This is a genomic window from Streptomyces roseus, from assembly GCF_001044425.1.
Lineage (GTDB): Bacteria > Actinomycetota > Actinomycetes > Streptomycetales > Streptomycetaceae > Streptomyces > Streptomyces roseus.
Window position 1 is genome coordinate 4,116 of the sequence record NZ_LFML01000123.1, and the last position, 26,038, is coordinate 30,153.

General features: G+C 70.5%; 14 protein-coding genes. 6 read left to right on the forward strand and 8 right to left on the reverse strand.

Features of this window, described 5'->3' with window-relative positions:
* Window positions 1–280: 280 nt before the first annotated feature.
* Both ACS04_RS27300 and ACS04_RS27305 read left to right on the forward strand, forming a co-directional pair.
* Window positions 281–2,065: a S8 family peptidase gene (locus ACS04_RS27300; RefSeq protein WP_048479452.1), complete on the forward strand. Its 1,785-nt coding sequence runs from the start codon at window positions 281–283 to the stop codon at window positions 2,063–2,065.
* A 196-nt stretch (window positions 2,066–2,261) separates the two neighbouring features.
* Window positions 2,262–5,063, forward strand: a complete 2,802-nt coding sequence (locus tag ACS04_RS27305) for a helix-turn-helix transcriptional regulator (protein ID WP_342449555.1) — start codon at window positions 2,262–2,264, stop codon at window positions 5,061–5,063.
* 36 nt (window positions 5,064–5,099) lie between these two features.
* Here ACS04_RS27305 and ACS04_RS27310 read toward each other — a convergent pair whose 3' ends face one another.
* From ACS04_RS27310 to ACS04_RS27335, 6 genes are all read right to left on the reverse strand, one after another.
* Window positions 5,100–6,011 carry a glycoside hydrolase family 19 protein gene (locus ACS04_RS27310; RefSeq protein WP_048479454.1) on the reverse strand — a complete coding sequence of 304 codons (912 nt, stop codon included), beginning with the start codon at window positions 6,009–6,011 and terminating at the stop codon, window positions 5,100–5,102.
* Between the two features lie 195 nt (window positions 6,012–6,206).
* A complete protein-coding gene (locus tag ACS04_RS27315) occupies window positions 6,207–6,620 on the reverse strand; it encodes a rodlin (protein ID WP_048479455.1) in 414 nt (137 codons plus the stop codon).
* 226 nt (window positions 6,621–6,846) lie between these two features.
* Window positions 6,847–7,038, reverse strand: a complete 192-nt coding sequence (locus ACS04_RS27320) for a DUF5302 domain-containing protein (protein ID WP_048479456.1) — start codon at window positions 7,036–7,038, stop codon at window positions 6,847–6,849.
* 189 nt (window positions 7,039–7,227) lie between these two features.
* Window positions 7,228–8,154 (reverse strand): ketopantoate reductase family protein, encoded by a 927-nt coding sequence (locus tag ACS04_RS27325; RefSeq protein ID WP_048479457.1) that lies wholly within the window; start codon window positions 8,152–8,154, stop codon window positions 7,228–7,230.
* A 91-nt stretch (window positions 8,155–8,245) separates the two neighbouring features.
* Complete coding sequence (locus ACS04_RS27330; protein ID WP_048479458.1) at window positions 8,246–8,617, reverse strand: hypothetical protein; 372 nt, start codon at window positions 8,615–8,617, stop codon at window positions 8,246–8,248.
* 316 nt (window positions 8,618–8,933) lie between these two features.
* Window positions 8,934–9,854 carry a MurR/RpiR family transcriptional regulator gene (locus ACS04_RS27335; RefSeq protein ID WP_048479459.1) on the reverse strand — a complete coding sequence of 307 codons (921 nt, stop codon included), beginning with the start codon at window positions 9,852–9,854 and terminating at the stop codon, window positions 8,934–8,936.
* 230 nt (window positions 9,855–10,084) lie between these two features.
* On the opposite strand from ACS04_RS27335, the gene ACS04_RS27340 reads away from it, so the two are divergent.
* Together ACS04_RS27340 and ACS04_RS27345 are read left to right on the forward strand one after the other, a co-directional pair.
* Window positions 10,085–10,918, forward strand: coding sequence for a PP2C family protein-serine/threonine phosphatase (locus ACS04_RS27340; RefSeq protein WP_048479460.1), 834 nt, complete (start codon window positions 10,085–10,087; stop codon window positions 10,916–10,918).
* 44 nt (window positions 10,919–10,962) lie between these two features.
* The gene (locus tag ACS04_RS27345) at window positions 10,963–11,916 is read left to right on the forward strand and encodes an MASE1 domain-containing protein (RefSeq protein WP_048479461.1); all 954 of its coding nucleotides are present in this window, start codon (window positions 10,963–10,965) and stop codon (window positions 11,914–11,916) included.
* 202 nt (window positions 11,917–12,118) lie between these two features.
* On the opposite strand, the gene ACS04_RS27350 is transcribed toward ACS04_RS27345, so the two are convergent.
* Window positions 12,119–12,769: an RDD family protein gene (locus ACS04_RS27350; protein ID WP_048479462.1), complete on the reverse strand. Its 651-nt coding sequence runs from the start codon at window positions 12,767–12,769 to the stop codon at window positions 12,119–12,121.
* Between the two features lie 309 nt (window positions 12,770–13,078).
* Here ACS04_RS27350 and ACS04_RS40130 point away from each other — a divergent pair, with 309 nt between their 5' ends.
* Window positions 13,079–14,767, forward strand: coding sequence for a phospholipase D-like domain-containing protein (locus ACS04_RS40130; RefSeq protein WP_280921031.1), 1,689 nt, complete (start codon window positions 13,079–13,081; stop codon window positions 14,765–14,767).
* Between the two features lie 92 nt (window positions 14,768–14,859).
* Here ACS04_RS40130 and ACS04_RS27360 read toward each other — a convergent pair whose 3' ends face one another.
* Window positions 14,860–18,837, reverse strand: coding sequence for a ricin-type beta-trefoil lectin domain protein (locus tag ACS04_RS27360; RefSeq protein ID WP_158977540.1), 3,978 nt, complete (start codon window positions 18,835–18,837; stop codon window positions 14,860–14,862).
* A gap of 364 nt (window positions 18,838–19,201) precedes the next feature.
* On the opposite strand from ACS04_RS27360, the gene ACS04_RS27365 reads away from it, so the two are divergent.
* On the forward strand, window positions 19,202–25,999 hold the full coding sequence (locus ACS04_RS27365; protein ID WP_245236564.1) for a polymorphic toxin-type HINT domain-containing protein: 6,798 nt from the start codon (window positions 19,202–19,204) through the stop codon (window positions 25,997–25,999).
* Window positions 26,000–26,038 lie beyond the last annotated feature (39 nt).

Genomic DNA, 26,038 nt, shown 5'->3' on the forward strand with positions numbered 1-26,038 from the left:
CCCGCCCCGAACGGACCCCGCGCCAACCCCACATGGTGCGAAGCCGTCCGGGCGGATGGATCGCCCGCACCGCCGTCGTCCCAGCCCCGCCGAAGCGGCCGGGACGACGCGGCGAGCAGCGGCGGCCGGGACGGGACTGACCGACCCGCTCCCGGCCCCGTAGTCGCCGGTTCACCTCCCACACTGCTCCAACCGCCCGCTCCGGCCTGCCCGGAAACGGCCCGCGAAAGGGAACACCGTGCACGCAACGAGACGCAGCAGGCTCATATCCGTGGTGGCGATGTCCGTCACCCTGCTCGCCGGCTCCGCCACCGCTTCCGTCGCCCTCGGCGGCTCGCAGCCCGCGCCGGCCCCGGCCGCCGCCTCCTCCCTGCCGGCCGCGGGGGCGCCGGCCGCTCCGGACGCCGCGCCGGTACAGAACCTGATCGTGGGCTACAAGTCCTCGGCCACCGAGGCCAGCTCCAACAAGGCCGCCGCCGACGACGCGGCCGCCAAGGGCAAGAAGGCCGGCAAGAAGGCGAAGTTCGACCGCCGCCTCGGCACCGGTGCCGCCCTCGTCAACCTGGGCGGCTCCGTCGCCCCGGCCGCCGCGGCCGACGTGATGGCCCAGTTCCGTGCCGACCCGGACGTCGCGTACGTCGAGGTGGACTCCCGCGCCTACGCGATGGCCACCCCGAACGACACCGAGTACACCAAGCAGTGGGACCTCTTCGAGCCCACCGGTGGCATGAACGTTCCTGCCGCCTGGGACAAGACCACCGGCTCCGGCGTCACCGTCGCCGTGATCGACACCGGCTACGTGGCCCACTCCGACGTGGCCCCGAACATCGTCGCCGGCTACGACTTCATCTCCGACGCCGCCGGCGCCCGTGACGGCAACGGCCGCGACAACGACCCCTCCGACGCGGGCGACTGGAGCGCGGCCGGCGAGTGCGGCACCGGCTCTTCGGCCAGCGGCTCCTCCTGGCACGGCACCCACGTCGCGGGCACCATCGCCGCCGCCACCAACAACGCCAAGGGCGTCGCGGGCATCGCGTACAACGCGAAGATCCAGCCCGTCCGCGTGCTCGGCAAGTGCGGCGGCACCACCGCCGACATCGTCGACGCCATCACCTGGGCCTCCGGCGGCACCGTCGCGGGCGTCCCGGCCAACGCCACCCCCGCCAAGGTCATCAACATGAGCCTCGGCGGCTCCGGCGCCTGCACCGCCAGCTACCAGAACGCCATCAACGCGGCCGTCGCCCGCGGCACCACCGTCGTGGTCGCCGCCGGCAACAGCAACGCGGACGCGGCCGGCTTCTCGCCCGCCAGCTGCAACAACGTGGTCTCCGTGGCCGCCACCAACCGCACCGGCGACCGCTCGTTCTACTCGAACTACGGCAGCCGCGTCGACGTCTCCGCCCCGGGCGGTGAGACCCGCCGCGCCACCGACACGCCCGGCACCGTCACCACCCCGGAGAACGGCATCCTCTCGACGCTGAACAACGGCGCCACCACCCCGGGCTCGGAGATCTACAAGCCGTACCAGGGCACCAGCATGGCCGCCCCGCACATCGCGGGCCTCGCCGCCCTCGTCGTCGCCGCCAAGCCCTCGCTGACCCCGGCGCAGGTCGAGTCGGCCATCAAGGCCAACGCCCGCCCGCTGCCCGGCACCTGCACCGGCGGCTGCGGCACCGGCATCGCCGACGCCGCCGCGACGATCGCCGCCGTCACCTCGGCGCCCGCCCCGGGCTTCGAGAACGGTACGAACGTGAACATCCTCGACAACACCACCGTCGAGAGCCCGATCACCGTCAGCGGAGTCGCGGGCAACGCCCCGGCCGCGCTCAAGGTGAACGTGAACATCGTGCACACGTACATCGGTGACCTGAAGGTCGACCTCGTCGCCCCGGACGGCTCCGTCTACAACCTGCACAACCGCGCGGGCGGCAGCACCGCCAACATCAACCAGCAGTACACCGTGAACGCCTCCTCGGAGGTCGCAAACGGCACCTGGAAGCTCCGCGTGAACGACAACGCGGGCGGCGACACCGGCTACATCGACTACTGGAGCCTCGGCTTCTGAGGAGCCGAGGGCCGCGCCGACCGGTAGCACCGACCGGCCGGTCCAGTACGGACCAATGACCCCGCGGACCTGCCGATACACCTCGTATCGGCAGGTCCGCAGCCGTTTCCCGACAGCTGACTGAATTCTGCGTCACAATCCGGGTCCACCCGGCATCCGACCTCGTATTGTCGCGTCTCACAGGAGATGCACAGAAGTGGGGACGAGAGGCTGGTGGCTGTGCGTGGTGGCGGCGACGGGGAACGCTGACACGACCGTCGGACACGGTGAACTGACCAAGGAGGTCGAACGCGCGCTGACCGCGCACGGTCGGGCCCTCCTCACCGGACCCGCCGGCGCGGGCAAGACCGAGGTGGCCGGCGCCGTCGCGGCCGCGGCCGCGGCCCGCCACGAGACCGTGCTGCGCCTCGCCCCCGAGGCCGCCGACCAGTGGATACCGGAAGCCTCCGCCGCAGCCCTCCTCGCCTCCGTGCCCTGCTCCGCCCTGGACCGCCTCTCCGGACCCCAGCGCACCGCCATCGCCCTCCTGCGCCGCGAGGCCGACGCCCCCCGCGCCGGCCGCGACCACGTCGCGCTGCGCCTGGCCGTCGTGGAGGTCCTGCGCACGCTCGCCGCCCGCACCCCCGTCCTGCTCGTCCTCGACAACGCCCAGTGGCTGGACGCGGAAAGCACCGATCTGCTCCGTTTCGCCCTGCGGCTGACCCCGCCGCGCGTACGGGTCCTCGTCGCCGAGTGCGTCCAGGGCGGTGCCCCCGTCGGCGGCCCCCTCTGTGGCCCCGGCACCCCCGCGATACGGGTTCCCCCGCTCGGCGCCGACGAGGTCGCCGAACTCCTCGCCCGCCACGGCCTCCCCGCCCGCCTCGCCGGCCGCATCCACCAGGCCAGCGGTGGGAACCCGCGCCTCGCCCTCGCCCTCGGACACTCCCTCGCCGAAGCCGCCGAGGCCCGCGACGCCAGCGCCCACCACGCCGACCCCCTGCCCCTGTCCGGCCAGGCCCGCGAGGTCGCCCGCCGGCTCCTCGCCGAGGCCCCGGCCCCCGCCCGCCGCACCCTGCTGCTCGCCGCCCTCGCGGCCCGGCCGACGACCGCCCTGCTGCGCCGGGCCGGGCGCCCCGACGCCGAGGCCGAACTCGCCGAAGCCGAACGGGCCTCGCTGGTCACCGTGGGGGAGGACGGGGCGGTCGCGTTCACCGCCGGGGCCCTGCCCATGGCCCTGGCCGCCGACGCCGGCTGGCCCGAACGCGCCGCCGGACACTCCGCGCTCGCCGCCGCCGTCGACGACCCGGTCCAGGCCGTACGCCACCGGGCGCTGGCCGTGGACACCCCCGACGAATGGCTCGCCGCCGAGATCACCGAGGCCGCCGCGGTCTGCCGCAGACGCGGCCAGCGCGCCCTGGCCGCCGAACTCGGCCTGCTCGCCGCCGAACGTACGCCGACCGGCCGGCCCGGGGACGAACTGGCCCGCCTCGTCGCCGCCGCCGAGGACGCCGGCTGGGCCGGTCGCGCCGACCTCGCCCGCCGGGCCACCCGCGCCGTACTGGCCCGCGACGCCTCGCCCGCCGACCGGGTGCGGGCCCGGCTCGCCGTGATCGACGCCGCCGGGCAGGCCCTCGCCGCCCTCGACGAGACCTTCGCGTACGCCATGGACGACGCCGCCGCGGACCCCGCCCTCCAGGCGGCCGTACAGCTGCGGATCGCCACGAAGTACAACCTCAGCGACGGGGACCCCGTGCGCTCCCGCGACGCCGCGGCCGAGGCGGGACGGCTCGCCGCCCTCGGCGGCGACCAGGTCGCCGAGGCCATGGCCCTGACCGTACGGGCCCGCATGGGCCGCATCCTCGGGGACCCGGACGCCGAGGACATCCTCGCCGAGGCCCTGGCCCTGCCCGCCCCCGAGGTGCCGCTCGGCATGCGCAACGCCCCGCAGTACCTCGCCGTACGCCACGCCCTGTTCGACGACCGCGTCGACGACGCCCGCCGCCGGCTGCTCGTCCTGCTCCCCGCCGTCCGGCGCACCGGATCCGCCGAGGACGTCTTCGAGGTGCTGCGCAGCCTCACCGAGGTGGAACTGCGCCGCGGCCGGTGCACCTCCGCGTCCGCGCACGCGCGCCGCGGCCTCGAACTCACCATCGAGGCGGGCCTCTCGCCGGGACCCGCCTGGTACGCCTCCGCGATGGCCGAGGCCATGGGCGGCAGCTTCGCGCGCGCCGCCGCGTACGCCCGGCGCGGGATCCAGGCCTCCGAGGAGGAGCGCGACCAGGTGTTCCTCTCGCGCAGCCTGTACGCGCTCGGCCTGACCGAGCTGGCGACGGGGGAGGCGGCCAGGGCGGTGGCCACCCTGCGCCGCGTCGCCGAACTGGAGGAGGCCCAGCAGGTCGTCGACCCCTCGATCCTGCGCTGGCACGGAGAGCTGGCCGAGGCCCTGGTGGCCGCCGACGCGCCGGACGAGGCCGCCGAACTGCTCGGCTCCGTCCGTACGGTGGCACTCCGGCTGGGCCGCACCGCCGTGGTCGCCGCCCTGGACCGGGCCCGCGGCCTGTGCCTGTCCGCCCACGGCGACGCCGACGCCGCCGTGGACCTGCTGGGGGCCACGGCGCAGCGGTTCGCCGCCCTGGAGCTGCCGCTGGAGCGCGGCCGTACGCTCCTCGCCCTGGCCCGGGTGGAGCGGCGCAGGCGCAGGCGCGCCCCGGCTCGCGCCGCGCTGCGGGCCGCCGCAGAGGTGTTCACGGCGGCCGGGGCGAAGCCCTGGGCCGAACTCGCCGCGGAGAGCCCCGAGGCGGCCCCCGCCCCGGGCGGCGGCGCGGCGGTGGCCCTGGCGGCGCTGACGGACGCCGAGACCCGGCTCGCGCTGCTCGTCGCGGAGGGCGCCAGCAACCAGGAGGCCGCCGCGAAGCTGTTCGTCAGCGTCAAGACGGTCGAGGCCAGGCTGACCCGGATCTACCAGAAGCTGGACGTACGCTCCCGGGCCCAGCTGGCCACCGCCCTGCGCACCCCCTGAGGGCGCGCAGGGCGCCGGCCGGCCCGGTCGCGGTGGTCAGCAGCCGAGGTTGCCGCCCGGGCTCACGCCCAGGATCTGCGTGAAGGACTGGTACGCGTTGATCCGGCTCTGCACCTGCGCGGGGTTGCCGCCGTTGCACTCCAGGGAGCCGTTGATGGAACGGATCGTCTCACCGAAGCCGGCCCCGCCCACCATGGCGGCGTGGGCGGTCATCGTGCCCGGGCCGTTCTGGGTGTTCCAGTACCACAGGGCGGTCTTCATGGCGACGGCCGGATCCTGCTCCACGAGGTACGGGTTGGCGAGCAGGTTGATGCCGAGGGCGTCCCCGGCCGCCTTGTAGTTGAAGTTCCAGCTGAGCTGGATCGGGCCGCGGCCGTAGTAGGCGGCCTGCCCCGCGGGACAGCCGTACGGCTGGCTCGCGTCGCAGTAGTGGGGGTAGTTGGCCGTGTTCTGCTCGACGATGTACACGAGCCCGCCCGTCTCGTGCGAGACGTTCGCCAGGAAGGCCGCCGCCTCGCGACGCTTGACGGTGTCGTCGCCGGTGTTGGCGAAGCCGGGGTACGCGGACAGGGCCGCGACCAGGCCGTTGTAGGTGTAGAAGGAGTTCCGGTTCGGGAACATCTGGTTGAACTGGGCCTCGGAGACCACGAATCCGGACGGGGTGCCCGGGTCCGTGCCGCCGCCACCGCCGCAGGTACCGAGGTCGGACCAGACGCCCCACTGCCCGGTGGTGCCGGGCGTCTCGCCCTGCGTCCACCACTTGGCCTGCCAGTTGTGTCCGCTGTACGAGGCGTTCATGCCCCCGGTGTAAACGGCGGACGATGACCACGGGGAGGCGCAGGCCGCGGCCGCGGCGGCGGGTGAGGCGGGGAGGGCGACCGCGAGGCCGATGGTGGCGGCCGCGGCGGCGGCCAGGGCGAGTGCTCGGCGGCGAAGCGCACGTATCACGTAACTGCTCCTTCAGTGGGGGGATTTGCCGTGGGGGGCATTCCCGGCCACTGAACCGAAACTGGTCTGGACCTGTCAAGGTCTAGACCATCATTCATCCGTATCGGACAACTTTCGGGTCGCCCGGGCCGGGCAAACGGGCGGGGCCCGTACGCGCCGTCGCGCATACGGGCCCCGCCGGTCGTCCTGCGGCGGTCAGCTGCCGGCGGAGAGGTTGCCGGAGAGGACCGGGATGTTGCTGAGGATGTGCGAGGCGGAGTCGTCGCCCTTGGCCTGGGTGGAGTTCTCGGTGCACTGCTGGTTCATCGGGTTGTGCAGGACGTTGATGTCCTGGACGCCGACGTTGGCGATGACCGCCACCAGCGACTGGGCGTTGACCTTCGCGGGCAGGCCGACGCAGAGCTTGTTGAGCGAGCCCTGGACGGCGCTGAGCTGCGGGCTCATGGCACCCTTGGTCTCCTGGTTGCCGTAGATCTGCGAAGCGTCGTTGCCGTTGACCGTGTTGATGCCGTTGTCGTTGCCGATCGCCATCGCCGGGGCGGCAACCGCGGCACCGAGGCCCAGCACGGAGGCGGTGACCGCAGTGGTGGCCATGAGCTTCTTGAGCATGAGGATGTTCCTTCTGTAGCGCTGGTGCATGGGATCGCTGCTGCCCCCGGCGGGACGAGCTGATCAACTGCAATCCGCGCTCTTGGTTATCGGCTGTCACCCGAGTGGCCCAGTGCGCCCGTCGTGGCCGGGCGCGCGAAAGGGGCCGCCTCCCGGCTCTGTGAGCGGGAGGCGGCCCCTTCGTCCGGCATCTTCAGGGCATCGCCGTGGAGACGGCCGCGGGCGGTCAGCCCGTCTTGCGGCGGGTCTTCTTGTTCTTGCCGCCCGCGCCCGAGCTGGAGCCCTGGATCTTCGCCCGGCTCTGGTGGGCCTGCTGTGCGTGGGCACTGCGGGCATTGCGGTCGAGGGCCTCCCGGAACTTGCGCTTGGCCTCCTCGGCCGGCGATTCGTCCTGCGGGGTGTCCGACTCTTCTGCCATGTGTCCTCCTGGGTCGAGCTGAAGCCGCCCCAGTCTGTCACCCGCGGTCGCCCCTGACCAGCGAGTTCCGTCCCAGGGGGCGGAGGGGCCGATCCGGACAAGCGAAATCCCGGGCCTCGCGGGGAGACCCGGGACTTCACTGGTGCACTTCGCTTGACCGCCGTGTTCAACGACGGAGCGGCCCGGAGGTCACGTCCCGAGGGACACGCGCCTTTGGTGCACCCGCAGCTGCAGGGTGGCGAGGTCGAGCAGCGGGGTGGGCACGTGCAGGGAGCGGGCCCGGGCGATCAGATCCCCGAGGACGTGCTCGACCTCCGTGGGCCGGCCGGACGCCAGGTCCCGGTACATCGACGGGGTCAGCGGGGAGCCGGGCGCGGTCACCGTGCGCGCGGTGAAGGAGAGTTCGGCGTCCGGGACGGGATGCCCGGCCGCCGCGGAGACGGCCGCCGCCTCGGCGAGTACGGACGTCCCGAGCGCGGCCCCGCCGGGCACGGCGGCGACCTCGCCCACGGAGCCGCGTCCCAGGCAGGTGACGGCCGCCAGGGTGCTGATGAACACCCACTTGTGCCACATCGAGCCGACGACGTCCGAGGTCGCGGGGCTGTCGATGCCCGCCCGGGTCAGCACGGCGCGTACGGCGTCCACGCGCGCGGAGGGCCGGCCGTCGAGTTCACCGGTGATCACGACGGACGGCGGGGCCATGCGCACGATGTCGCCGTGCTCGTTCAGGGTGGTGACCACCTTGGCGACACCGCCGAGGACCTGCGCCCCGCCGAAGCGGTCCGTCAGCTGGTCGAGGTGGGCCACCCCGTTGAGCAGCGGAACGATAGCGGTGCCCGGCCCCACCGCCGGGGCCAGGTCCTTCGCCGCGCGGTCGAGCGCCGTGGACTTCACCGAGAGGAGGACGAGGTCGTACGGGTGCGAGAGCGCCTCCGCCGTCACCAACTCGGGAGCGAGCGAGAGGTCTTCGCCGAGGCCCGTCACCCGCAGCCCGCGCTCGCGCAGGGCGGCGGCCCGCTCCGGGCGGACCAGGAAGGTCACGTCCTGCCCGGACCGGGCGAGACGGGCGCCGAACCAACCGCCCACGGCCCCGGCGCCGACTGTCAGGATTCTCATGCGGAACAGCCTGCCACGGCGCCGCGCGGTCCCGCCGGTCGCCTCCGGTTCCAGCCTGTTCCGGCCGGTTCCCGCCGCAGGGGCTGCCGCGTCAACTCTGGGTGACGCGCAGCGCGTCGCCGACCAGGCGTACCGCGCGGGAGAGCCGGCCCAGCTGCTGGAGTTCGACGGCGTACATCCGGATCGAGCTCTCGATGACGGTCTCGGCCACGCCCATCGCGGGCAGTTCGGCCCGGCTGGTCTCCAGGGCCACCCGCACCGCGCGCATCTCGTGCTGCAGCTGGAGCTGGGCGTGCCGGGTGAGGAGGACGGGGCTGCGGGTCAGCGTCGAATAGCTGCCGTAGCGGGCCGGGAGCAGATCCCGCAGCCAGCGCATGGCCGTGCGTTCCCAGTCGTGGGTACCGGGGGTCTTGACCTGGCAGGGCCAGTCCGGGCTGAGCGTGGTGGAGGCCGTCTGGCGCATTCTCGTCGCTTCCGAGTGGTGTCGAACTCTGATCGAGACGTTGGTGGGCGGCCTCGGCCCAGGGGTTGACCGAGGCCGCCACAAGCGCTCTGGTGGAAACCGACGCCGGGAACGGGCACCCGGCGCGGGGCAGGAGGAGGAGCTGTCCCGCGCGGGTGTCCGTTCTGGGAGGGCGTGGGGTCGCTCTCCTTGGCGTCCGTGGATCCGGCGCGCTGCTCAGTAAACATATATACCGTCGAGTAGACAAGAGAATGAAAAATTACATGCGCTTACACGGTGTGAAAGTGGACTGTCTCGTACCGGTTGAAAATCGGGCTTACAGGAAGAATCCGTGCTGGTCGGCGACCTGCTCGTAGCCTTCGAGCCGCGCTTGCGTACGCTCCGGATCCGCGTCGGCCATTGCCTGGAGCAGGGCCGCGGAGAGCATCCCCGGGGCCGCGTACGAATCGAACACCAGCCGCGCCCCCGTTCCGGCGGTCAGCGCCACGTCCGCCTCGTCGACCAGCGGGCCCAGGGTGGTGTCGGTGATCAGCGCGATCTTCAGGCCGGCGCTGCGGGCCGCCCGGAGCGCCGACAGGGTCTCCTTGGCGTGCCGGGGCATCGCGAAGGCCAGCGCCCAGGTCCCGCCGGCCTCCCGGGACTGGAGCAGGGCGTCGTAGGCGACGCTGCCTCCACGTGTCACCAGCCGGACGTCGGGGTGGATGCGCCGTGCCGCGTACGCGAAGTACTCGGCGAGCGAGACCGAGATCCGCAGGCCCAGCACGGTCAGCGGCACCGAGCGGGCCAGTTCCCGGCCGATGTCGAGCACCTGGTCGGTATCGGCCAGCAGGCGCCGCACGTTCTCCAGGTTCACGATCTCGGCGTCCACCGCCGCCTGGAGCTCGTTGCGGCGGAACTGCTCGCGGCTCTCCGGGGAGCCCGCGACCGCGCTGAGCGCCATGGGCTGCAGGGCGTCGCGCAGGGCCGGGTAGCCGGTGAAACCGAGGGCGGTGGCGAAACGTGTCACCGACGGCTGGCTGACGCCCACCCTCTCGGCGAGCTCGGTGATCGAGAGGAACGCGGCCTCGGTGAGGTGGTCGACCAGGTACTGGGCGATGCGCCGCTGCCCCGGGGAGAGCCGGTGGCCGTCGAAGAGCGCGCGGACCCGGTCGCCGGGAGCCCGCTCGTGGACCGGCGGCGCCTGCCCACCCGGCGTGATCGCAGCCGCCTGGGCGCGTGCCTGCTGCCCCGATGACACCGATGGGCCTCCCTCTCATGTCACTCGTCTTCAAACATAGCTCACGCCCTGTGGTCGGGCCGGGCCGGTGCCGGGGCCGAGAAGGGGTCCGGGCCGCATCTCTCGCGACCCCCGGATGGCGGAAATATGATGTGCTCGGATCTTCGGTGCGGCGCGCACCCGAAAGCCGAGGGCCGAGTGCCGAGAGAGGGACACAAGCAGGGACCTATGGATGCACCCGGGAGCGGTCCATGACCTCGCGCCGACACGCGAAGTCGGTGAGCGCCGCCGACCTCCTGAGCACGCTGGGACGGCTCACCGCCCGGGCCCGCGCGGGTACGGAACTGCAACTCGCCAGGGTGGAGCTGGCCGAGGCGCTCCAGCGCGAGATGCTGCCCGGCTCCCTGCCGGCCCTGCCCGGGCTGCGCAGCGCCGCCCGCTACGCCCCCGCCCGGCACGGCCTGGACATCGGCGGCGACTGGTACGACGGCTTCCGGATGTCGGGGGGCGGACTCGCCTTCTCGATCGGCGACGTCCAGGGGCACGACGTGGAGGCCGCCGCCTTCATGGGGCAGGTCCGCGTCGGCGTGCGCGCGGTGTCGACGGTCGTCGTGGACCCGGGCGAGGTGCTGAGCCGTGCCAACGACGTCCTGCTGTCGATGGATTGCGAGCTCTTCGCGACCTGCACCCTGCTCAGCTTCGACCCCGAGACCTGGGTGCTGGCGAGCGCCCGGGCCGGCCACGTGCCCTCCGTCTGGGCCACGGTCGACGGCCGCTACGGCATCACCGACGACGAGGGCGGCCTGCCGCTCGGAGTGGAGCCCGGGGCCCGGTACGCGGTGACCCGGCGCCGCCTGGACCAGGCGGGCTCCATCGTCCTGCTCACCGACGGGGTGGTCGAGGGGCCCTCCTTCCCGATCGACGTCGGACTGGAGCGGGTGGCCCGCGTGGTGAGGGAGGCGGCGGGCGCCGACCCCGACGAGATAGCCGCCGAAATCATGAAGGTGGCCGATTCCACCGGCCACGCGGACGACGCGGCCGTGCTCGTCCTCAGCCACGACGCCGCAGGACCCCCGCGCCGGTAGCGCGTGTCACGGCCGCCCGGAGGCGGCGGCTGTTGTCTGATGCTGTGGTGCGCACCGAGGAATGGAGACGTTTCCGCGGAACCCTTCTCGGGATCCTCATCGTCGCCACCGCCTACTACGCCTCAGGACGGATCGGCCTCCTGCTGCGCGTGGTGGTCGAGGGCGCGGTGGTGACGCCCCTGTGGCTGCCCACCGGCATCGCGGTCGCCGCCCTGCTGTGGTTCGGACTGCGGATCTGGCCGGGCATCGCCCTCGGCACGTTCTTCGCCATCGAACACCTCGCCAGCTTCCAGCTCGCCGACGTCGGCATCATCGTGGGCAACACCCTCGCGCCGCTGTGCGCGTACATGCTGCTGCGCCGGGCGGGCTTCCGCATCGAGATCGACCGGCTGCGGGACGGTCTGGCCCTCGTCTTCCTGGGCGGACTGGTGCCGATGCTGCTCAGCGCCTCCATCGGCACGGGGGTGCTGGTGGCCACCGGGGACCTGGCCCCTGCCGCGTTCTGGCCGGTCTGGTCGGCGTGGTGGGCCGGCGACGCGATGGGCGTGCTGGTGCTGACCCCGCTGCTCCTCGTCGTGCCGCGGGTGCGGATGCCCCAGGACCCCTACCGGGTCGCCGAGGCGGTGGGGCTGACCGTCGCCGCCGGGATCGTCGTCTTCGTCGCCACCCGCAGCTCGCTGTCGCTCCTCTTCCTCGTCTTCCCGCTGCTGATCTGGTCGGCGGTGCGCTTCCAACTGGCCGGCAGCGCGCCGTGCGTCCTCCTCGTGTCCGTACTGGCGATCTCGGCGGCGACCGCCGAGGTCGGGCCGTTCGCCTCCCACTCCCTCTTCGAGATCATGGTCAACCTCCAGGCCCTGAACGGCTCGGCGGCCCTGACCGCGCTCCTGCTGTCCGCCATGGTCACCGAGCAGAACAACATCCGCGAGGAGATCGAGCGGGTGTGCAACGACCTGGCCGAGGTCGTCGAACGCCTCGCCCCGGGCAGGCCGGAGGAGTGACCGGCCCGCTCCCGTACGGCCCTGCGCGGAGGGCGAGGCCGCCGGCCGGGCGCGGTACCGGGCCCGGGGCGGCGCGTGGCGCCCCCTCCTGACGCCGGCTGCGCGCCGCCCGCGCGGCGGGGCCGCGAAACGCGCCCACCCGGCAGCGGAGGAGGCTCGCTGCCGGGTGGGCGGTGGGGAGAGGAGCGGGGGAGGGGCCGTCTCAGACCTTGGGGACCTGGATGACGACGGTGCTGCACACCTTGTCGGCGAAGGTCTGCTTCTTCTCGTCCCACAGCGGCCACAGGAAGCCGATGTAGCAGGGGATGCCGTCGAGGATGTGCGCCAGCTTGCGGACGAACGCCATGCCGAAGCCGAGGAAGGCACCGTCGGCCTCGCGGCGCACGCTGATGCCCAGGACCTTCTTGCCGATGGTCTGGCCGGTGGTGCCTTCCTTGTAGAGCTGGAAGATGGCCATGCCCATCGCGTACAGCCAGCCGATGATGAAGAACACGCCGGGGCCGGCGGAGCCGGGGTCGCTGCTGGCGGCCAGGTCGATGAAGCCGAGGGCGTACATCGGACCGGCGATGATGAGCGCGTCGAGCAGGTACGCGCCGAAGCGCTGGCCCCAGTGGGCGAGCGGCGGCATGCCCGTGCCCGGCATGCCGGGCACGGGGGGCTGCGGGTAGGCGCCGTACGGCGGCGGGGTCTGCTGCGGGGGCTGCGGGTAGCCGTACTGCGGCTGGGCGCCCTGCGGGGGCTGCTGCGGGTAGCCGTACTGCGGGGGCACGCCCTGGGGAGCCTGCTGCGGGTAGCCGGGCTGACCCTGCGGGGGCTGCTGGCCGTACGGGTTGTTCGGGTCGCCGAAGCTCATGGCGAAAACTCTCCGGTGTCGGAAACGGGGACGTAGCGGATGGATCGGAGGAACATCACCATCTATCCGGTTTGCCCCCCTGAGCTGCCGCGATCTAGCGCGCATCATCGTGGTCGGTCCATCGGTCACTTGTCCAATCCGGCCATGTGGGTTGCTGTCGGCCGGGCCGTGCGCGCCGGACGGCGGGGCGGTGGCCGAATCCGATGTCCGCGAATTCCCGGGCCTTCTGACCCAGTGGTAACTTCCGCGAGTTGATCTTGCCGGTCGCCCCTTCGCGGCGACGGCGATCCCTCCTGCAAGGAAGTCACCGTGCACCGCCACACCCCGCACCGCCCGTCAGCCCACGGCCCGTCAGCCCACCGCCCGTCAACCCACCGTCCGTCAGTTCTCGCCGCACGCGCGGCGGTCCCGGCGGCGCTGCTGGCCCTGTTCGCCGCCGTCCCGGCCTCGGCGGCCCCGGCGGCCGGCTCCGGTCCCGCCGCCCCGGCGCCCCACCTCGACGCGGTGGAGCAGACTCTCCGCCAGGTTTCCCCCGGCCTCGAAGGCCAGGTGTGGGAACGCACCGGCGGCAACGTCCTCGACGCGTCGACGCCCGGCGGCGGCGACTGGCTGCTGCAGACCCCCGGTTGTTGGGGCGACGACACGTGCGCCGCTCGCCCGGGGACCGAGCGGCTGCTCGCGAAGATGACGGAGAACGTCTCCCGGGCGACGCGTACCGTCGACATATCGACCCTGGCGCCGTTTCCCAACGGCGCGTTCCAGGACGCGATCGTCGCGGGCCTCAAGTCCTCGGCCGCGCGCGGGAACAAGCTCACGGTGCGCGTGCTGGTCGGCGCCGCCCCCATCTACCACATGAACGTCCTGCCGTCGAAGTACCGGGACGAGCTCGTCGCCAAGCTGGGCGCGGACGCCCGCAACGTCGACCTCAACGTCGCCTCGATGACGACCTCGAAGACGTCGTTCTCCTGGAACCACTCCAAGCTGCTCGTGGTCGACGGCCAGTCAGTGATCACCGGCGGCATCAACGACTGGAAGGACGACTACCTGGAGACCGCCCACCCGGTCGCCGACGTCGACCTCGCCCTGCGCGGGCCGGCCGCCGCCTCCGCCGGCCGCTACCTGGACGAGCTGTGGTCCTGGACCTGCCAGAACAGGAACAACATCGCCGGCGTCTGGTTCGCCTCCTCCAACGGCACCGCCTGCATGCCCGCGATGGCCAAGGACACCGCCCCCGCCGCACCCCCGGCCGCCCCCGGCGACGTACCGGCCATCGCCGTCGGCGGACTCGGCGTCGGCATCAAGCGAAGCGATCCCTCCTCCGCCTTCCGGCCCACCCTGCCCAGCGCCGCCGACACCAAGTGCGTCGTCGGCCTCCACGACAACACGAACGCCGACCGCGACTACGACACGGTCAACCCCGAGGAGAGCGCCCTGCGGACGCTGATCTCCAGCGCGAAGGGGCACATCGAGATCTCCCAGCAGGACGTCAACGCGACCTGCCCGCCCCTGCCGCGCTACGACATCCGCGTCTACGACGCCCTCGCCGCACGGATGGCGGCAGGAGTCAAGGTGCGCATCGTCGTCAGCGACCCCGCGAACCGCGGAGCCGTGGGCAGCGGCGGCTACTCGCAGATCAAGTCGCTCTCGGAGATCAGCGACACCCTGCGCGACCGTCTCGCCCTGCTGACCGGAGACCAGGGCGCGGCGAAGGCCACGATGTGCTCGAACCTCCAGCTGGCCACCTTCCGCAGCTCGAAGAGCCCGACCTGGGCCGACGGCCACCCGTACGCGCAGCACCACAAGGTGGTCTCCGTCGACGACTCGGCCTTCTACATCGGCTCCAAGAACCTCTACCCGGCGTGGCTCCAGGACTTCGGGTACGTGGTGGAGAGCCCGGCGGCCGCGGCCCAGCTGAACGCCCAGCTCCTGGCCCCGCAGTGGCGGTACTCCCGCGCGACGGCCACGATCGACCACGAACGCTCCCTCTGCCAGGCCTGAGCACCCTCTCGCCGCGCACACGAAACCGCCCCCGGCACCGACTGCCGGGGGCGGTTCTCGCACTGCTCGTCGGCGTCAGCCGTCGTGGGGCGCTACGGGAGCGGTACGGGCAGCGGCGCGGTGCTCAGCGCGGGGATGGTCCAACGCTGGGGGTTGGTGGCGTTGCAGTCCCAGAGGTAGAGCTGCGTGCCGGTGTTCATGTTGCTGGTGTCCAGGCAGCGACCCGACTTGGGGTGGTAGATCGTGCCGTCGGCGTGGGGCAGGAACTGCTGGCCGTAGCTGCCGTTGCAGGGGTAGAGCCAGATGAGCGTGCCGTTGGTGGTGCCCGCGTAGGCGGGGTCGATGCACTTGCCCGCGACGCGGATGGTGCCGTCGCCCCGGATCTCGAACTTCTGCGCGTCACCCCCGTTGATCATGTTGCAGTCCCAGGCCTGGATCTTGTTCCCGTCCGTGTTGCGGCCGTTGTCGTTGTCCAGGCAGTGGCTCGGCTTGGCCGACAGGGACATCGGGCTCATGGCGCCGGGGGCGGTCAGGGGCGCCGCGTAGGGGTAGACGGCGAGGTTGCTGAGGCCGCCGGTGAAGCCCCCGAAGTAGTCGGGCGCTCCGTTGACTTTGTAGCGGCCGGACACCAGCGAGCCGCTGGGGGCGGGGCTGGTGGAGGCCACGTGGTGGCCCGTCGCGGCGAGCGTGCCGTTGACGTAGAGGCTCATCAGAGCCGTGTCGGAGTTGTAGACGGCGGTCAGCTGGGTCCACGCGTCCTGGTAGAACCTGGCCGAGTCGTTGACCCCCTGGTCCGACCAGTCGTACGGCCAGCCGTCGACGTCTCCCCTGGCGAGGGCGAAACGCCATTGCCCGGTGGAGGGGTCCGCGTAGAGGGTGAACGCGCTGTTGCGGGTGTTGTCCTGGCTGAGGACGAGGCCGCCTGTGCCGGAGGCCTTCGCCCACGTGCTGATCGTGAAGCTCTTGCGGGTGTCGATCACCGATTTGTTGGTGGTCATGGTCGCCTGACCGCCGCCGAAAGCCGCGTACGCGGTGCTGCGGCCGCCGATGGTCGCGGTGGGCCAGGTGACCCCGCTCGTGGTCGCGGGGTAGTCGCCCACGTCGCTCGGAGTGGTGCCGCCGCTCTGCCCGGTGAGCTTCCACTGTCCGGCGGGTGCGGAGAGGTTGCCCAGGAACGCCGGCGTCTGGCTGATGCCGGTGACGTTCAGAGGCTGAGCGGTGCCGGTTCCGGCGAGGGTGGCGAGCTGCCGGTTCGCGCTGACGGCCCACAGGTCGGCGAGCTTGTCGCCCGTGACGTCGCCCGAGGTGCCGATCGTCGGGAAGGCCGCCTGCTCCAGGCCGGAGGCGATCTTGACGCGGCCCGCGGCGTTGCCCCAGGTGGTGGGGTCCACGTTGCCGTCGGCGCCCTTGCTGCCGTAGGTGCGCAGCAGGTCGCCGGTGGCGTTGTCGCGCAGCCAGAGGTCGGGGATGTTGTCGCCGTTGAGGTCGCCGGGGGCGGTTACGGTGAACTTGTCCCAGTCGCCGTTGCCGACGAGGACGGGCTCGCCGTTGCTGTCGAGGGTGCCGAAGACGCTGGTGTAGTAGGCCCAGAGCTGCTTGCCCTGCTTGACCAGGAGGTCGGGCTGGCCGTCGCCGTTGAGGTCGCCGGGGGCGATGATCTGTTCGGCGTTGTACCAGTGGTCGTCGCCGTTCCAGTCGTCGCCGTAGTCGCAGCCCATGGCGGGATTCTTGACGGGGCAGGCGACGGTGAGTTCGACGGGGTTGTTGACGGCGGTGCCCTGACCGTTGTTCGAGTAGGCCCAGAGCTTCTTGGTGTTCATGCCGGAGGGCTGCTGGAGGGCGACCAGGTCGTTGTACCCGTCACCGTCCCAGTCACCGAAGGTGTCGATCTGTGCTCCGCCGAAGGACACGCCGCCGTCGGCGGCCGGCGCGAACTTGCCGTTGCCCTGGCCGGCGTACATGAGCAGCGTGCCCCGGGAGTCGACGGTCCAGATGTCGCGGTTCCCGTCGCCGTTGAGGTCCTTGGCGCCGTCCACGGTCTGCGAACGCGTCGCGTAGTACAGGTAGGACGTGGTGTCCGAGCGGTTGCCGGCCTTGTCCACGCTGTAGGCGTAGATGTAGTGAGGGCCGGAGCCCGCCGGAGCGATGGTCACGCTGCCGCCGGCGGGCACGGGCCGGTTCCACGGCTCGAAGTCCGTGGAGTAGATGATCTCCTTGACGTCGGTGACGCCGTTGGCGTTGAAGGTGAACGTGCCGGGGGTGCGCGCCTTGCCCGTGGTGGCGGGCCAGCCGTTCCTGCCGTCGGGGAACTGGGTGGAGCTGATGACCGGGGGCTTGCTGGGCCGGTTGCGGTCGACGGAGAACTTGCAGCTCTGCGACCAGACGGAGGTGGCGCCGTCGCCGTCCTTGGTGCGGACCTGCCATGTGTAGTCGCCGCTCGGCAGACTGGCGTCGGGGACGCTCCAGGTCGTGACCTTGCCGTTGTTGGCGGGGAGGGTCTGGGTGGCTGTCGGGGTGCTCTGGCCGGCCTTGAAGACCTGGTACTCGGCATTGAGGTTGCCCGCGTCACGGTCCGAGAAGGTGGCGTAGAGCCCGACGTGGGTGTTGCCTATCGCTCCGCCGTTGGTGCACGAGGTGGAGGGGGAGGTGCCGAGCGAGGACGGTGTGTCCGGCGGGTTGTTGTACTCGGTCTCCAGCGTGATCGTCTTCGGGTCGAAGCGCTTCCACTGGTACTGGTCGCCCTCGTTCGGAGCGTAGAGGCCGAGCGTGATCGAGGACCAGCCCTTGGACGCGGCCTCCTTGACGAGGTCGTCAGCCTTGAACTCGAGGTTGCCCGCACCGCATTCGGCGCGGCCCTTCGCGGCCGTCACGGTGTCCAGCTTGCGGCCCTTGCCGGGCTGGTTGTTCCAGGTCGTCTTCGGTGAGATCGCTCCGGTGCTCCACAGCTCGACCGGAGTCGCCGTGCATGACCAGGACCACGTCTCCCTGACGCGGAAGGTCGACTTGGTGACCTGGGTGCCCTTGAGGTTGGAGGTGTCGAGCTGGAAGAACGACCGCGACAGGCCGTTCGTCTCGCTCTCGTAGCCGACGCGGACGTCCTGCTTGGTGTTCCAGTAGGAGTTGTTCGGCCAGCTGCGGTAAGCCCAAGCCCAGTTTTGGCGCTCGCCCCAGGCGACGGAGGGGTCGATGTAGACGGGGTACTTGGTGGCCGCGGCGGTCAGCAGGGCCTGGTCCGGCTTGATCTCCAGGCTTCCGCCGGAGACGGTCGTGGGCATCTGGGCGTCCTTGGCGCCGGAGGGCGCCACGAACGCGTCGGAAGGTGCCGGTCCGCCTTCGCCGGCGGAGGCGAGCATGCGGGGAGCGGAGGTATTGGACTTCAGCGGGGCGGCCGTGCCGCCGGTCGTTGTGGTGGAGTCCCACATCATGGGGGTGGAGGCGGTGAAGACGCTCTGTCCGGCGGGGTTGACGGCGTTGATCATGCCCGTCGTCGTGTCTGTGGAGACGTTGAGGCCGACGGTGTCGAGCTTGAACTTCAGCGTGGCGAGGTCGGGGTGCTGGGCCGCGGCGGGGGTCTTGACGACCAAGAGCTGTGAGAAGCCCTCGACTTCTGCCTTGAGCTGGAGGTCGACATCCGGCAGGACGTTGGCGTACGTGGCGACGTTCCCGGCGAGGGTGGGTTTGGGAAGTGCCTTGGGCCAGGTCAGGGACAGGGTCCGGCCATCGCGTACGCCGGTCAGGAGTGCGCCGGTGCCGCCCCCCGAAAAGCTGACGGAGACGGCGGACGCCTTGGGGGTGACCCGTCCGTCGGGGGCGAACTGCAAGGTCGCGTCCGTGGGCAGCCACACGCCGGCACGCAGGATCCGCACGGTGGTTCCGTGCCGGTTGACCGACCACTTGCCCGTCGGCAGCGCCCACGTGTCGGAGGACTCGGTACGCGCGGACGTCAGCTCGTAGGGCTGGCCCGTCTCCTTGGCCTTGGCGAGAGCGAAGTCCTTCGCACTCATCGAGCCCTCGGCCACCGGATCCGACACCGCGGCCAAAGCCGTCGCAGCGGGGTGCAGGACACTCAAACCGGACGCGATAATTCCGCCTGCCGCGACCATGTAGGCCAGGCGTGAAATTCTGCGCCGATAGGCCTTTTGGCGGGGGCTGTTTCTCATTGCCACGCAAACTCCAGTTGTCAGATATTCGGGGCGACTCTACTCGAACGCATCACGAAGCTGGCCGCTCTGACCTGGGCTTTTTATGTCAAGCTTACCCTAACTGTCCGATTGGTTAACAAGATCCATTTTGCTGTGGTTGGGGATTTTAGGGGCGATCTTCCGTGAGATGTCCGGAGTGCCGGTTGGGTTAATTCAGCCTGTTATTCTGCGGCGGAAAATTGCACAGAAACATGAGGTAAGTGTGAGAGCATTTCGCATGCGAGGACTCTCTGTGGCCTTGGCCGCTGCAGTCCTCTCAGGCATGCTGCCCGGCGCCGCCGCCGTGGCAGACAGCAAAGACCGGCCACCGTTGCCGGGGCTCAAGCAGCCGAAGGCCGTACCGGTCGAACGGGTCCGCGCGGGCGGCGAGAAGAAGAAGGACGACGCCGACACCGGTCCGTGGAAGGCGCCGAAGGTCGTCTGGCCCGCAGCGGGATCGGCTGAGGTGGACCTCACCTCGGGCCCCGTGTCGAAGTCGTTCCTGTCCGGCTCGGCCCGGACCCCCGCAGTCGGCTCGGGCCCGCAGAAGGCCGGCAAGCTCCCCGTCGCGGTGGACGTCCTCCCCGGCAAGGCCTCCGAGGCCCCGGCCAAGGTGAAGGTCACCGTCACCTCGCACGACGCCGCGCGTAAGGCCGGCGTCGACGGCGTCCTGCTGGCGGTGGGCCGCGTGGACAACGCCACCCAGGCGGCTTCCGCGAAGGTCGAGGTGGACTACAACTCCTTCCGAGGTGCCTACGGCGGCGACTACGCCGCGCGCCTGCGTCTGGTGGAGCTCCCGGCCTGCGCCCTGACCACTCCGGATCGCCCCGAGTGCCGTACGCAGAAGCCGCTGGCCACCGAGAACGACACCCGCGGCGGCACGCTGACGGCCCAGGTGGCCACGCCCGGCACCATCGGGCAGTCGGCGAAGTCCGGCCAGACGGCGAAGTCCGCGCCGGCGGCCGCCCCTGCGGCGGGGGCTCCCGCCACGGTCCTCGCGGCCACGGCAGACGCCTCCGGCCCGACCGGCGACTACAAGGCGACGTCGCTTCAGCCGTCCGGGTCCTGGAACGCAGGCGGTTCGACCGGTGCGTTCTCCTGGTCCTACGACATCGCCACGCCTTCCGTGCCCGGCGGCTTCGCGCCGAAGATCTCTCTCGGCTACAGCTCCCAGGCGGTCGACGGCCGCATGGCGGCGTCCAACACACAGGCGTCCTGGATCGGTGACGGCTGGTCCTGGGAGCCGGGCTTCATCGAGCGCCGGTACAAGTCCTGCGAGAACGACAAGACAGGCGGGACGAACACCACCAAGGTCGGCGACCAGTGCTGGTTCAACGACAACGCCACACTGTCGCTGAACGGCAAATCCACCGAGCTCGTGTTCGAGCAGGGCAAGGGCTGGCACCCTGCGACCGACACCGGCGAGAAGGTGGAGAAGCTCACCGGGGCCGTCAACGGCGACAAGGGCACCGCGGGTGTCGACGGCGCGGGTGAGCACTGGAAGATCACCGCCACCGACGGCACGCAGTACTTCTTCGGCCTGAACCGCCTGCCGGGTTGGAAGGACAACGGCACCGCCGCCGACGATCCGACCACCAACTCCACCTGGACCGTGCCGGTGTACGGCAACCATGCCGGCGAGCCCTGCTACAACGCCTCCTTCGCGAGCGCGTGGTGCCAGCAGGCCTGGCGCTGGCAGCTCGACTACGTCGTCGCGCCGACCGGCAACGCGATGGCGTACTACTGGAAGACCGAGACCAACAACTACGCCCGCAACTTCTCCCCGACGACCGGCAAGGGCACGGTCACCCCGTATGTCCGCGGTGGCTGGCTCGACCACATCGACTACGGCCTGCGCTCCGACTCGGTCTACACGGCCAAGGCCATGGGCCAGGTCACCTTCGACGTCTCCGAGCGCTGCCTGAGCTCCTGCGGCACCTTCGACGAGACGAACGCCAAGAACTGGCCCGACTCCCCGTACGACCAGTTCTGCAAGGACGGCTCCACGGAGTGCAAGAACCAGTTCTCGCCGACCTTCTGGTCGCGCATGCGTCTGACCGGGATCAATACGAAGGTCCTGACCGGGGGCGCGTACAAGGACGCGGACTCCTGGACGCTCGATCACAGCTTCCCGCCCGCCGGTGACGGCATATCGACACCGCTGTGGCTGAAGTCCATCACCCGCACCGCCAAGGCAGGCGACGTGGCGGACCTGCCGATGCTGCCGGTGACCTTCGCGGGCGAGCAGCGGCCCAACCGTGTCGACGCCCTCGGCGACGGTCTCGCCCCCTTCGTCCGCCTGCGCATGTACCAGGTCACCACGGAGACCGGCGGCACCATCGGCGTCACGTACTCGCAGCCCGACTGCACCGCCACGACGCTGCCCAAGCCGGACGCGACGAACACGACTCGCTGCTATCCGGTCAAATGGGCTTGGGAGGGTGACACCTCCAAGGTCGACTGGTTCAACTCGTACGTGGTCACCCAGGTCGTCGAGGGCGACAACCTGGCCTCGACGCCCGACAAGGTGACGTCGTACAGCTACCTGGGCGGAGCCGCCTGGGAGAAGAGCACGGATGAGCTCGCCAAGGCCAACGACCGCGTGCACTCCCTCGCCCGCGGCTACGAGCTGGTCCAGACCCGCACCGGCGCCGCGTCCGATCCGAAGACGCTGAGCGAGACGCGCTATTTCCGGGGCATCGACGGCAAGGACGTGAAGGACTCCGCCGGGGTCGCGGTCACCGACCGCCCCGAGTTCGCCGGCATGTCGAGGGAGACCGCCACGTACGACGGCGACGACACCGGCAAGCTGGTCTCGGCGACCTCCAGCACGCCGTGGCGCTCGGCGCTCGTGGCCAAGCGGACCCGCAGCGGCCTGCCCGACCTGGTCTCGTACAAGACCGGTACGGAAAGGCAGTCCACCCGTACCACCGTCACGGGCGGTACCCGCACGACCGAGACCGTACGTCACTACGACGACTACGGCATGGTCGACTGGGAGTCCCAGCTCGGCGACACGGCCAAGACCGGTGACGAGACCTGCACCACCACCGGCTACGCGCGCAACACCGCGAGCTGGATCCTGGGCAAGGTGAGCCGCGTCGAGACGGTGGCCGTGCCTTGTGGCACGGCCGCGAGCCGTCCGGCCGACGTCGTCGCCGACTCCCGTACGTACTACGACAACGGCGCGATCGACACCGTTCCCGGCCCCGGTCTCGTCACCAAGACCGAGAAGATCAACGCGAAGGGCGACGGGTACGACCCGGAGTCCTCGGTCCCCAGCACCTGCGGTCCGGCGAACAACCAGCTCTGCTACGACATCTATGGCCGACAGCTGGTCGCGGCCGACGCGTACGGCAAGGTCACCACGACTGCGTACACCCCGGCCGTCGGCGAGGTCCCGACCGCCACGCTCGTGACCAATCCGAAGGGGCACACCGCCTCCTCCGAGCTCGACCCGGTGCGTTCGCAGCCGACGAAGACCACCGACGCCAACGGCAAGGTGACGACGACGGCGTACGACGCCCTCGGCCGGGTGACGAAGGTGTGGCTGCCGAACCGGCCGGCCGCGACGTACCCCGACGCCCCGAGCAGGGTCTTCGACTACACGATCCGCAACGACGGACCGAGCGTCATCACCAGCAAGTCGCTCACCCACGACTACAAGTACGCCGTCAGCTACTCCATCCAGGACGGCCTGCTGCGCGAGCGGCAGACCCAGACCCAGTCGCCTGACCTGTCGGGACGTCTGCTCACCGAGACGTTCTACGACACGAGGGGCCAGGCCTGGCGCAGCTCGGGTACGTACTACGCCGACGGAGCCCCCGAGCCGCAGCTGGTGACCGGCCAGGAGACCAACTACCCGGCCTCCACGGACACGGTCTACGACGGCGCCGGCCGGATCACGGCCGTCATCTCGAAGAAGTACGGGGAAGAGACCAAGCGGGCCACCACCCTCTACACGGGCGACACCACCACCGTCATCCCGCCCCAGGGCGGTACCGCGACGACCACGGTGGTGGACAGCCTTGGCCGCACGGTCGAGACCAAGCAGTACACGGACGCGGCCCGTACGGCGTCCCAGTCCACGCTGTACACCTACAACAGGCTGGGGCAGCTCGCCCAGGTCACCGACCCGGGCAACGCGAAGTGGACGTACACGTACGACGTCCGCGGCCAGCAGGTGGAGTCGAGCGACCCCGACAAGGGAATCACGAAGACCGCCTACGACGCCGGCGGCAGGGTCACTGATGTGACCGATGCGCGGGGCGTCACGCTGCACAGCGAATACGACGAGCTGGGCCGCCCCGTCGCCCTCAAGCAGGGTGCGACCACCCTGAGCGCGAACATCTACGACACGGTGGCCAAGGGCCAGCTCGCGAAGTCGATCCGTTACGTGGACGGCAACGCGTTCGAATCGGAGGTCACCGCCTACAACGACCTCTACCAGCCGCTCACGTCGAAGACGACGATCCCGGCCACCCCCGACACGGGCGCCTTGGCCGGCACCTACAACTGGACGAACACGTACAACGTCGCCGGCCAGATCCTGACGACCAAGCAGCCGGCCATGGGCGACCTGCCGGCCGAGACGGTCGGCAGCACGTACAAGAGCATTTCCGGCCTGCTCAACAACATGGCAGCGGGCAGCAGCCGTCTCGTCTCGGCCATGACCTACGACCACTACGGCCGCACCTCCCGTCAGGAACTGGGCGCGATCGGTCAGCGGATCTACCGGTCGACCGAGTACGACGAACACACCGGGGCCACCACCCGCTCCTATACGGACCGGGACGTGGCACCTCAGCGGATCGAGGACACCCACTACACGACCGACCCCGCGGGCAACCTCACGTCCATCGCCACGGCGTACGGCCAGGACACGGCCCGTACCACCGACACCCAGTGCGTCAACTTGGACGCACTGCGCCGCATCACCGAGGCCTGGACCAACAAGGGCGAGACCTGTGCCGCCGCTCCGGCGACTTCGGTCATCGGCGGTGAGGACCCGTACTGGACGACGTACACCTACGACGCGGTCGGCAACCGCAAGACCGAGACCAAGCACAAGACGGTCTCGGGTCCGACGGCTGACACCGTCCGCACGTACGCGGCGCCGACCGCCGGAAAGCACGACCTTCTCAAGGTCACCCAGACGGGCACCGCTGCGCACGACGAGGTCTTCACTTACGACGCCTCGGGCAACACCAAGACCCGCAAGAGCGGCACCGACGAGACGCAGTACCTGACCTGGGACGTCGAGGGCCACCTGAAGTCCCTGGACCAGGGCCCGGCCAGCAGCGCGTTCACCTACGACCCCTCGGGCCAGCGCCTGATGAGAAAGGACTCCACCGGCACCACCCTCTATCTGCCGAACGGAAACGAACTGCGCCTGGACAAGGCGGGCGCCCTCAAGGGAACCCGCTACTACGGCGACGTTGCCATGCGGACTGGCGGAAAGCTCGTCTTCACCCTCGCCGATCACCACGGCACTGGCACGACTCAGGTCAGCGCCGATGCGCTGCAGGCCGTGACACGGCGCAAGACGGGGCTCTTCGGCGAGGACCGCGGGACCAAGCCCACGACCTGGTCGGGTGAGAAGGGCTTCGTCGGCGGTACGAAGGACGCGGACAGCGGGCTCACGCACATAGGCGCCCGCGAGTACGACCCCCTGATCGGACGCTTCGTCTCGGTCGACCCGATCATGGACCTTAAGGACTCGCAGCAGCTCCACGGCTACACCTACGCCAACCAGAACCCGTTCACGTTCTGGGACCCGAGCGGCAAGCAGCTCGAAGAGTGCGCCAGCGGCATGTACAAGTGCCACAACGGCAACGATCCGTACGCCTACGGCAACCGCTACGAGACCATTGTGGACTCCGTCGGCGGCACGCTGTCCGACGACTACCTCCGCTACAGGCACTACGGATGTGTGGACTTCGCCTGCAAGAGGGGAAGTTCCGGAAGTTCCTCCACCGGCAGGCCCGCCCCGCCGAAGGCTCCGAAGCCTCCGAAGAAGCACGACTTCAGCTGGTCCAACCCGGTCAGTGAGGCCTTCTACGGAATCATCGGAAACGTCGCACATGCCTCCTCCATGTTCGGCTGGATAGCCGACGGCGACTGCTGGAACGGCGGCGCAGGCGCTCCCGGCTGTGACTACGGGGGCGACTACGAGGAATGGCTGCAGGACCAGGGAATCGACACCTCCAGCGACTGGTATCAGGTTCCCGTATTCCTGGGGGCGATGTTCTCCCACCGCGAAGCGGGTGTTGGCGGCGGAATCCGGGGCGGTAAGGGCAGTCAATGCTTCCTGGCCGGCACGCTCGTTCTCATGAGTGACGGTTCGACGAAGAAGATCGAGGACGTCGATGTCGGCGACCAGGTCCTCGCGACGGATCCCAGGAGCGGTGAGTCCGCGCCTCATGAGGTCACCCAGCTGATCCGCTCGCAGGGACAGCGGGATCTCAACACTTTGTCGATCGAAACGCCGACCGGGGTGGAGGAACTCACCGCCACCCGCGACCACCCGTTCTGGTCGCCGAGCGTCGGTGGCTGGGTGCACGCCGGGGACGTCAGTCCTGGCACGACGCTCCTCACCGATCAAGGTGCGGAGGTACGCGTCTCGGCAAACCGTGCGTTCACCGAGTTCGTGAAGACGTACAACTTCACCGTATCGGACGTGCACACGTACTATGTGCTGGCGGGCGAGGCGCCGGTACTGGTTCACAACGACTGCGGACATGTAGGAGTAAGCCTCTCGGGTGCGCGGCAGGTCAGTGGGCGCTTCCCTGAGACTGCCGGTCCTGGGGAGACCCTGTTTCGGCAGCAACAGGATGGGACGGTTACTGCATACGCCAGGTACGACGCGGACGGGGCAATTTCGCAACGAGCCGACTTGCTTCCCACGTCGAAGGCGCATGCGGGCATTCCGGCGCCACATATTCTCGATATGGAAAAACACACGAACCCGAGAACGGGGCAGGTTTTCCTGAACTGGGCAAAATATCCGCGGCCGCTGCTTCCGGAAGAGGAGCTGTGTGGATGCCGGTAGGGTGCACACCTTGAGTAAAGTCAGTCGTCGATCGATTCT

Bases quoted from the DNA above. Each gene is read 5' to 3' on its own strand.
- ACS04_RS27300 (WP_048479452.1), top strand. From the start codon at position 281: ATGTCCGTCACCCTGCTCGCCGGCTCCGCCACCGCTTCCGTCGCCCTC.
- ACS04_RS27315 (WP_048479455.1), bottom strand. From the start codon at position 6,620: ATGCTCAAGAAGCTCATGGCCACCACTGCGGTCACCGCCTCCGTGCTG.
- ACS04_RS27320 (WP_048479456.1), bottom strand. From the start codon at position 7,038: ATGGCAGAAGAGTCGGACACCCCGCAGGACGAATCGCCGGCCGAGGAG.
- ACS04_RS27325 (WP_048479457.1), bottom strand. From the start codon at position 8,154: ATGAGAATCCTGACAGTCGGCGCCGGGGCCGTGGGCGGTTGGTTCGGC.
- ACS04_RS27330 (WP_048479458.1), bottom strand. From the start codon at position 8,617: ATGCGCCAGACGGCCTCCACCACGCTCAGCCCGGACTGGCCCTGCCAG.
- ACS04_RS27340 (WP_048479460.1), top strand. From the start codon at position 10,085: ATGACCTCGCGCCGACACGCGAAGTCGGTGAGCGCCGCCGACCTCCTG.
- ACS04_RS27350 (WP_048479462.1), bottom strand. From the start codon at position 12,769: ATGAGCTTCGGCGACCCGAACAACCCGTACGGCCAGCAGCCCCCGCAG.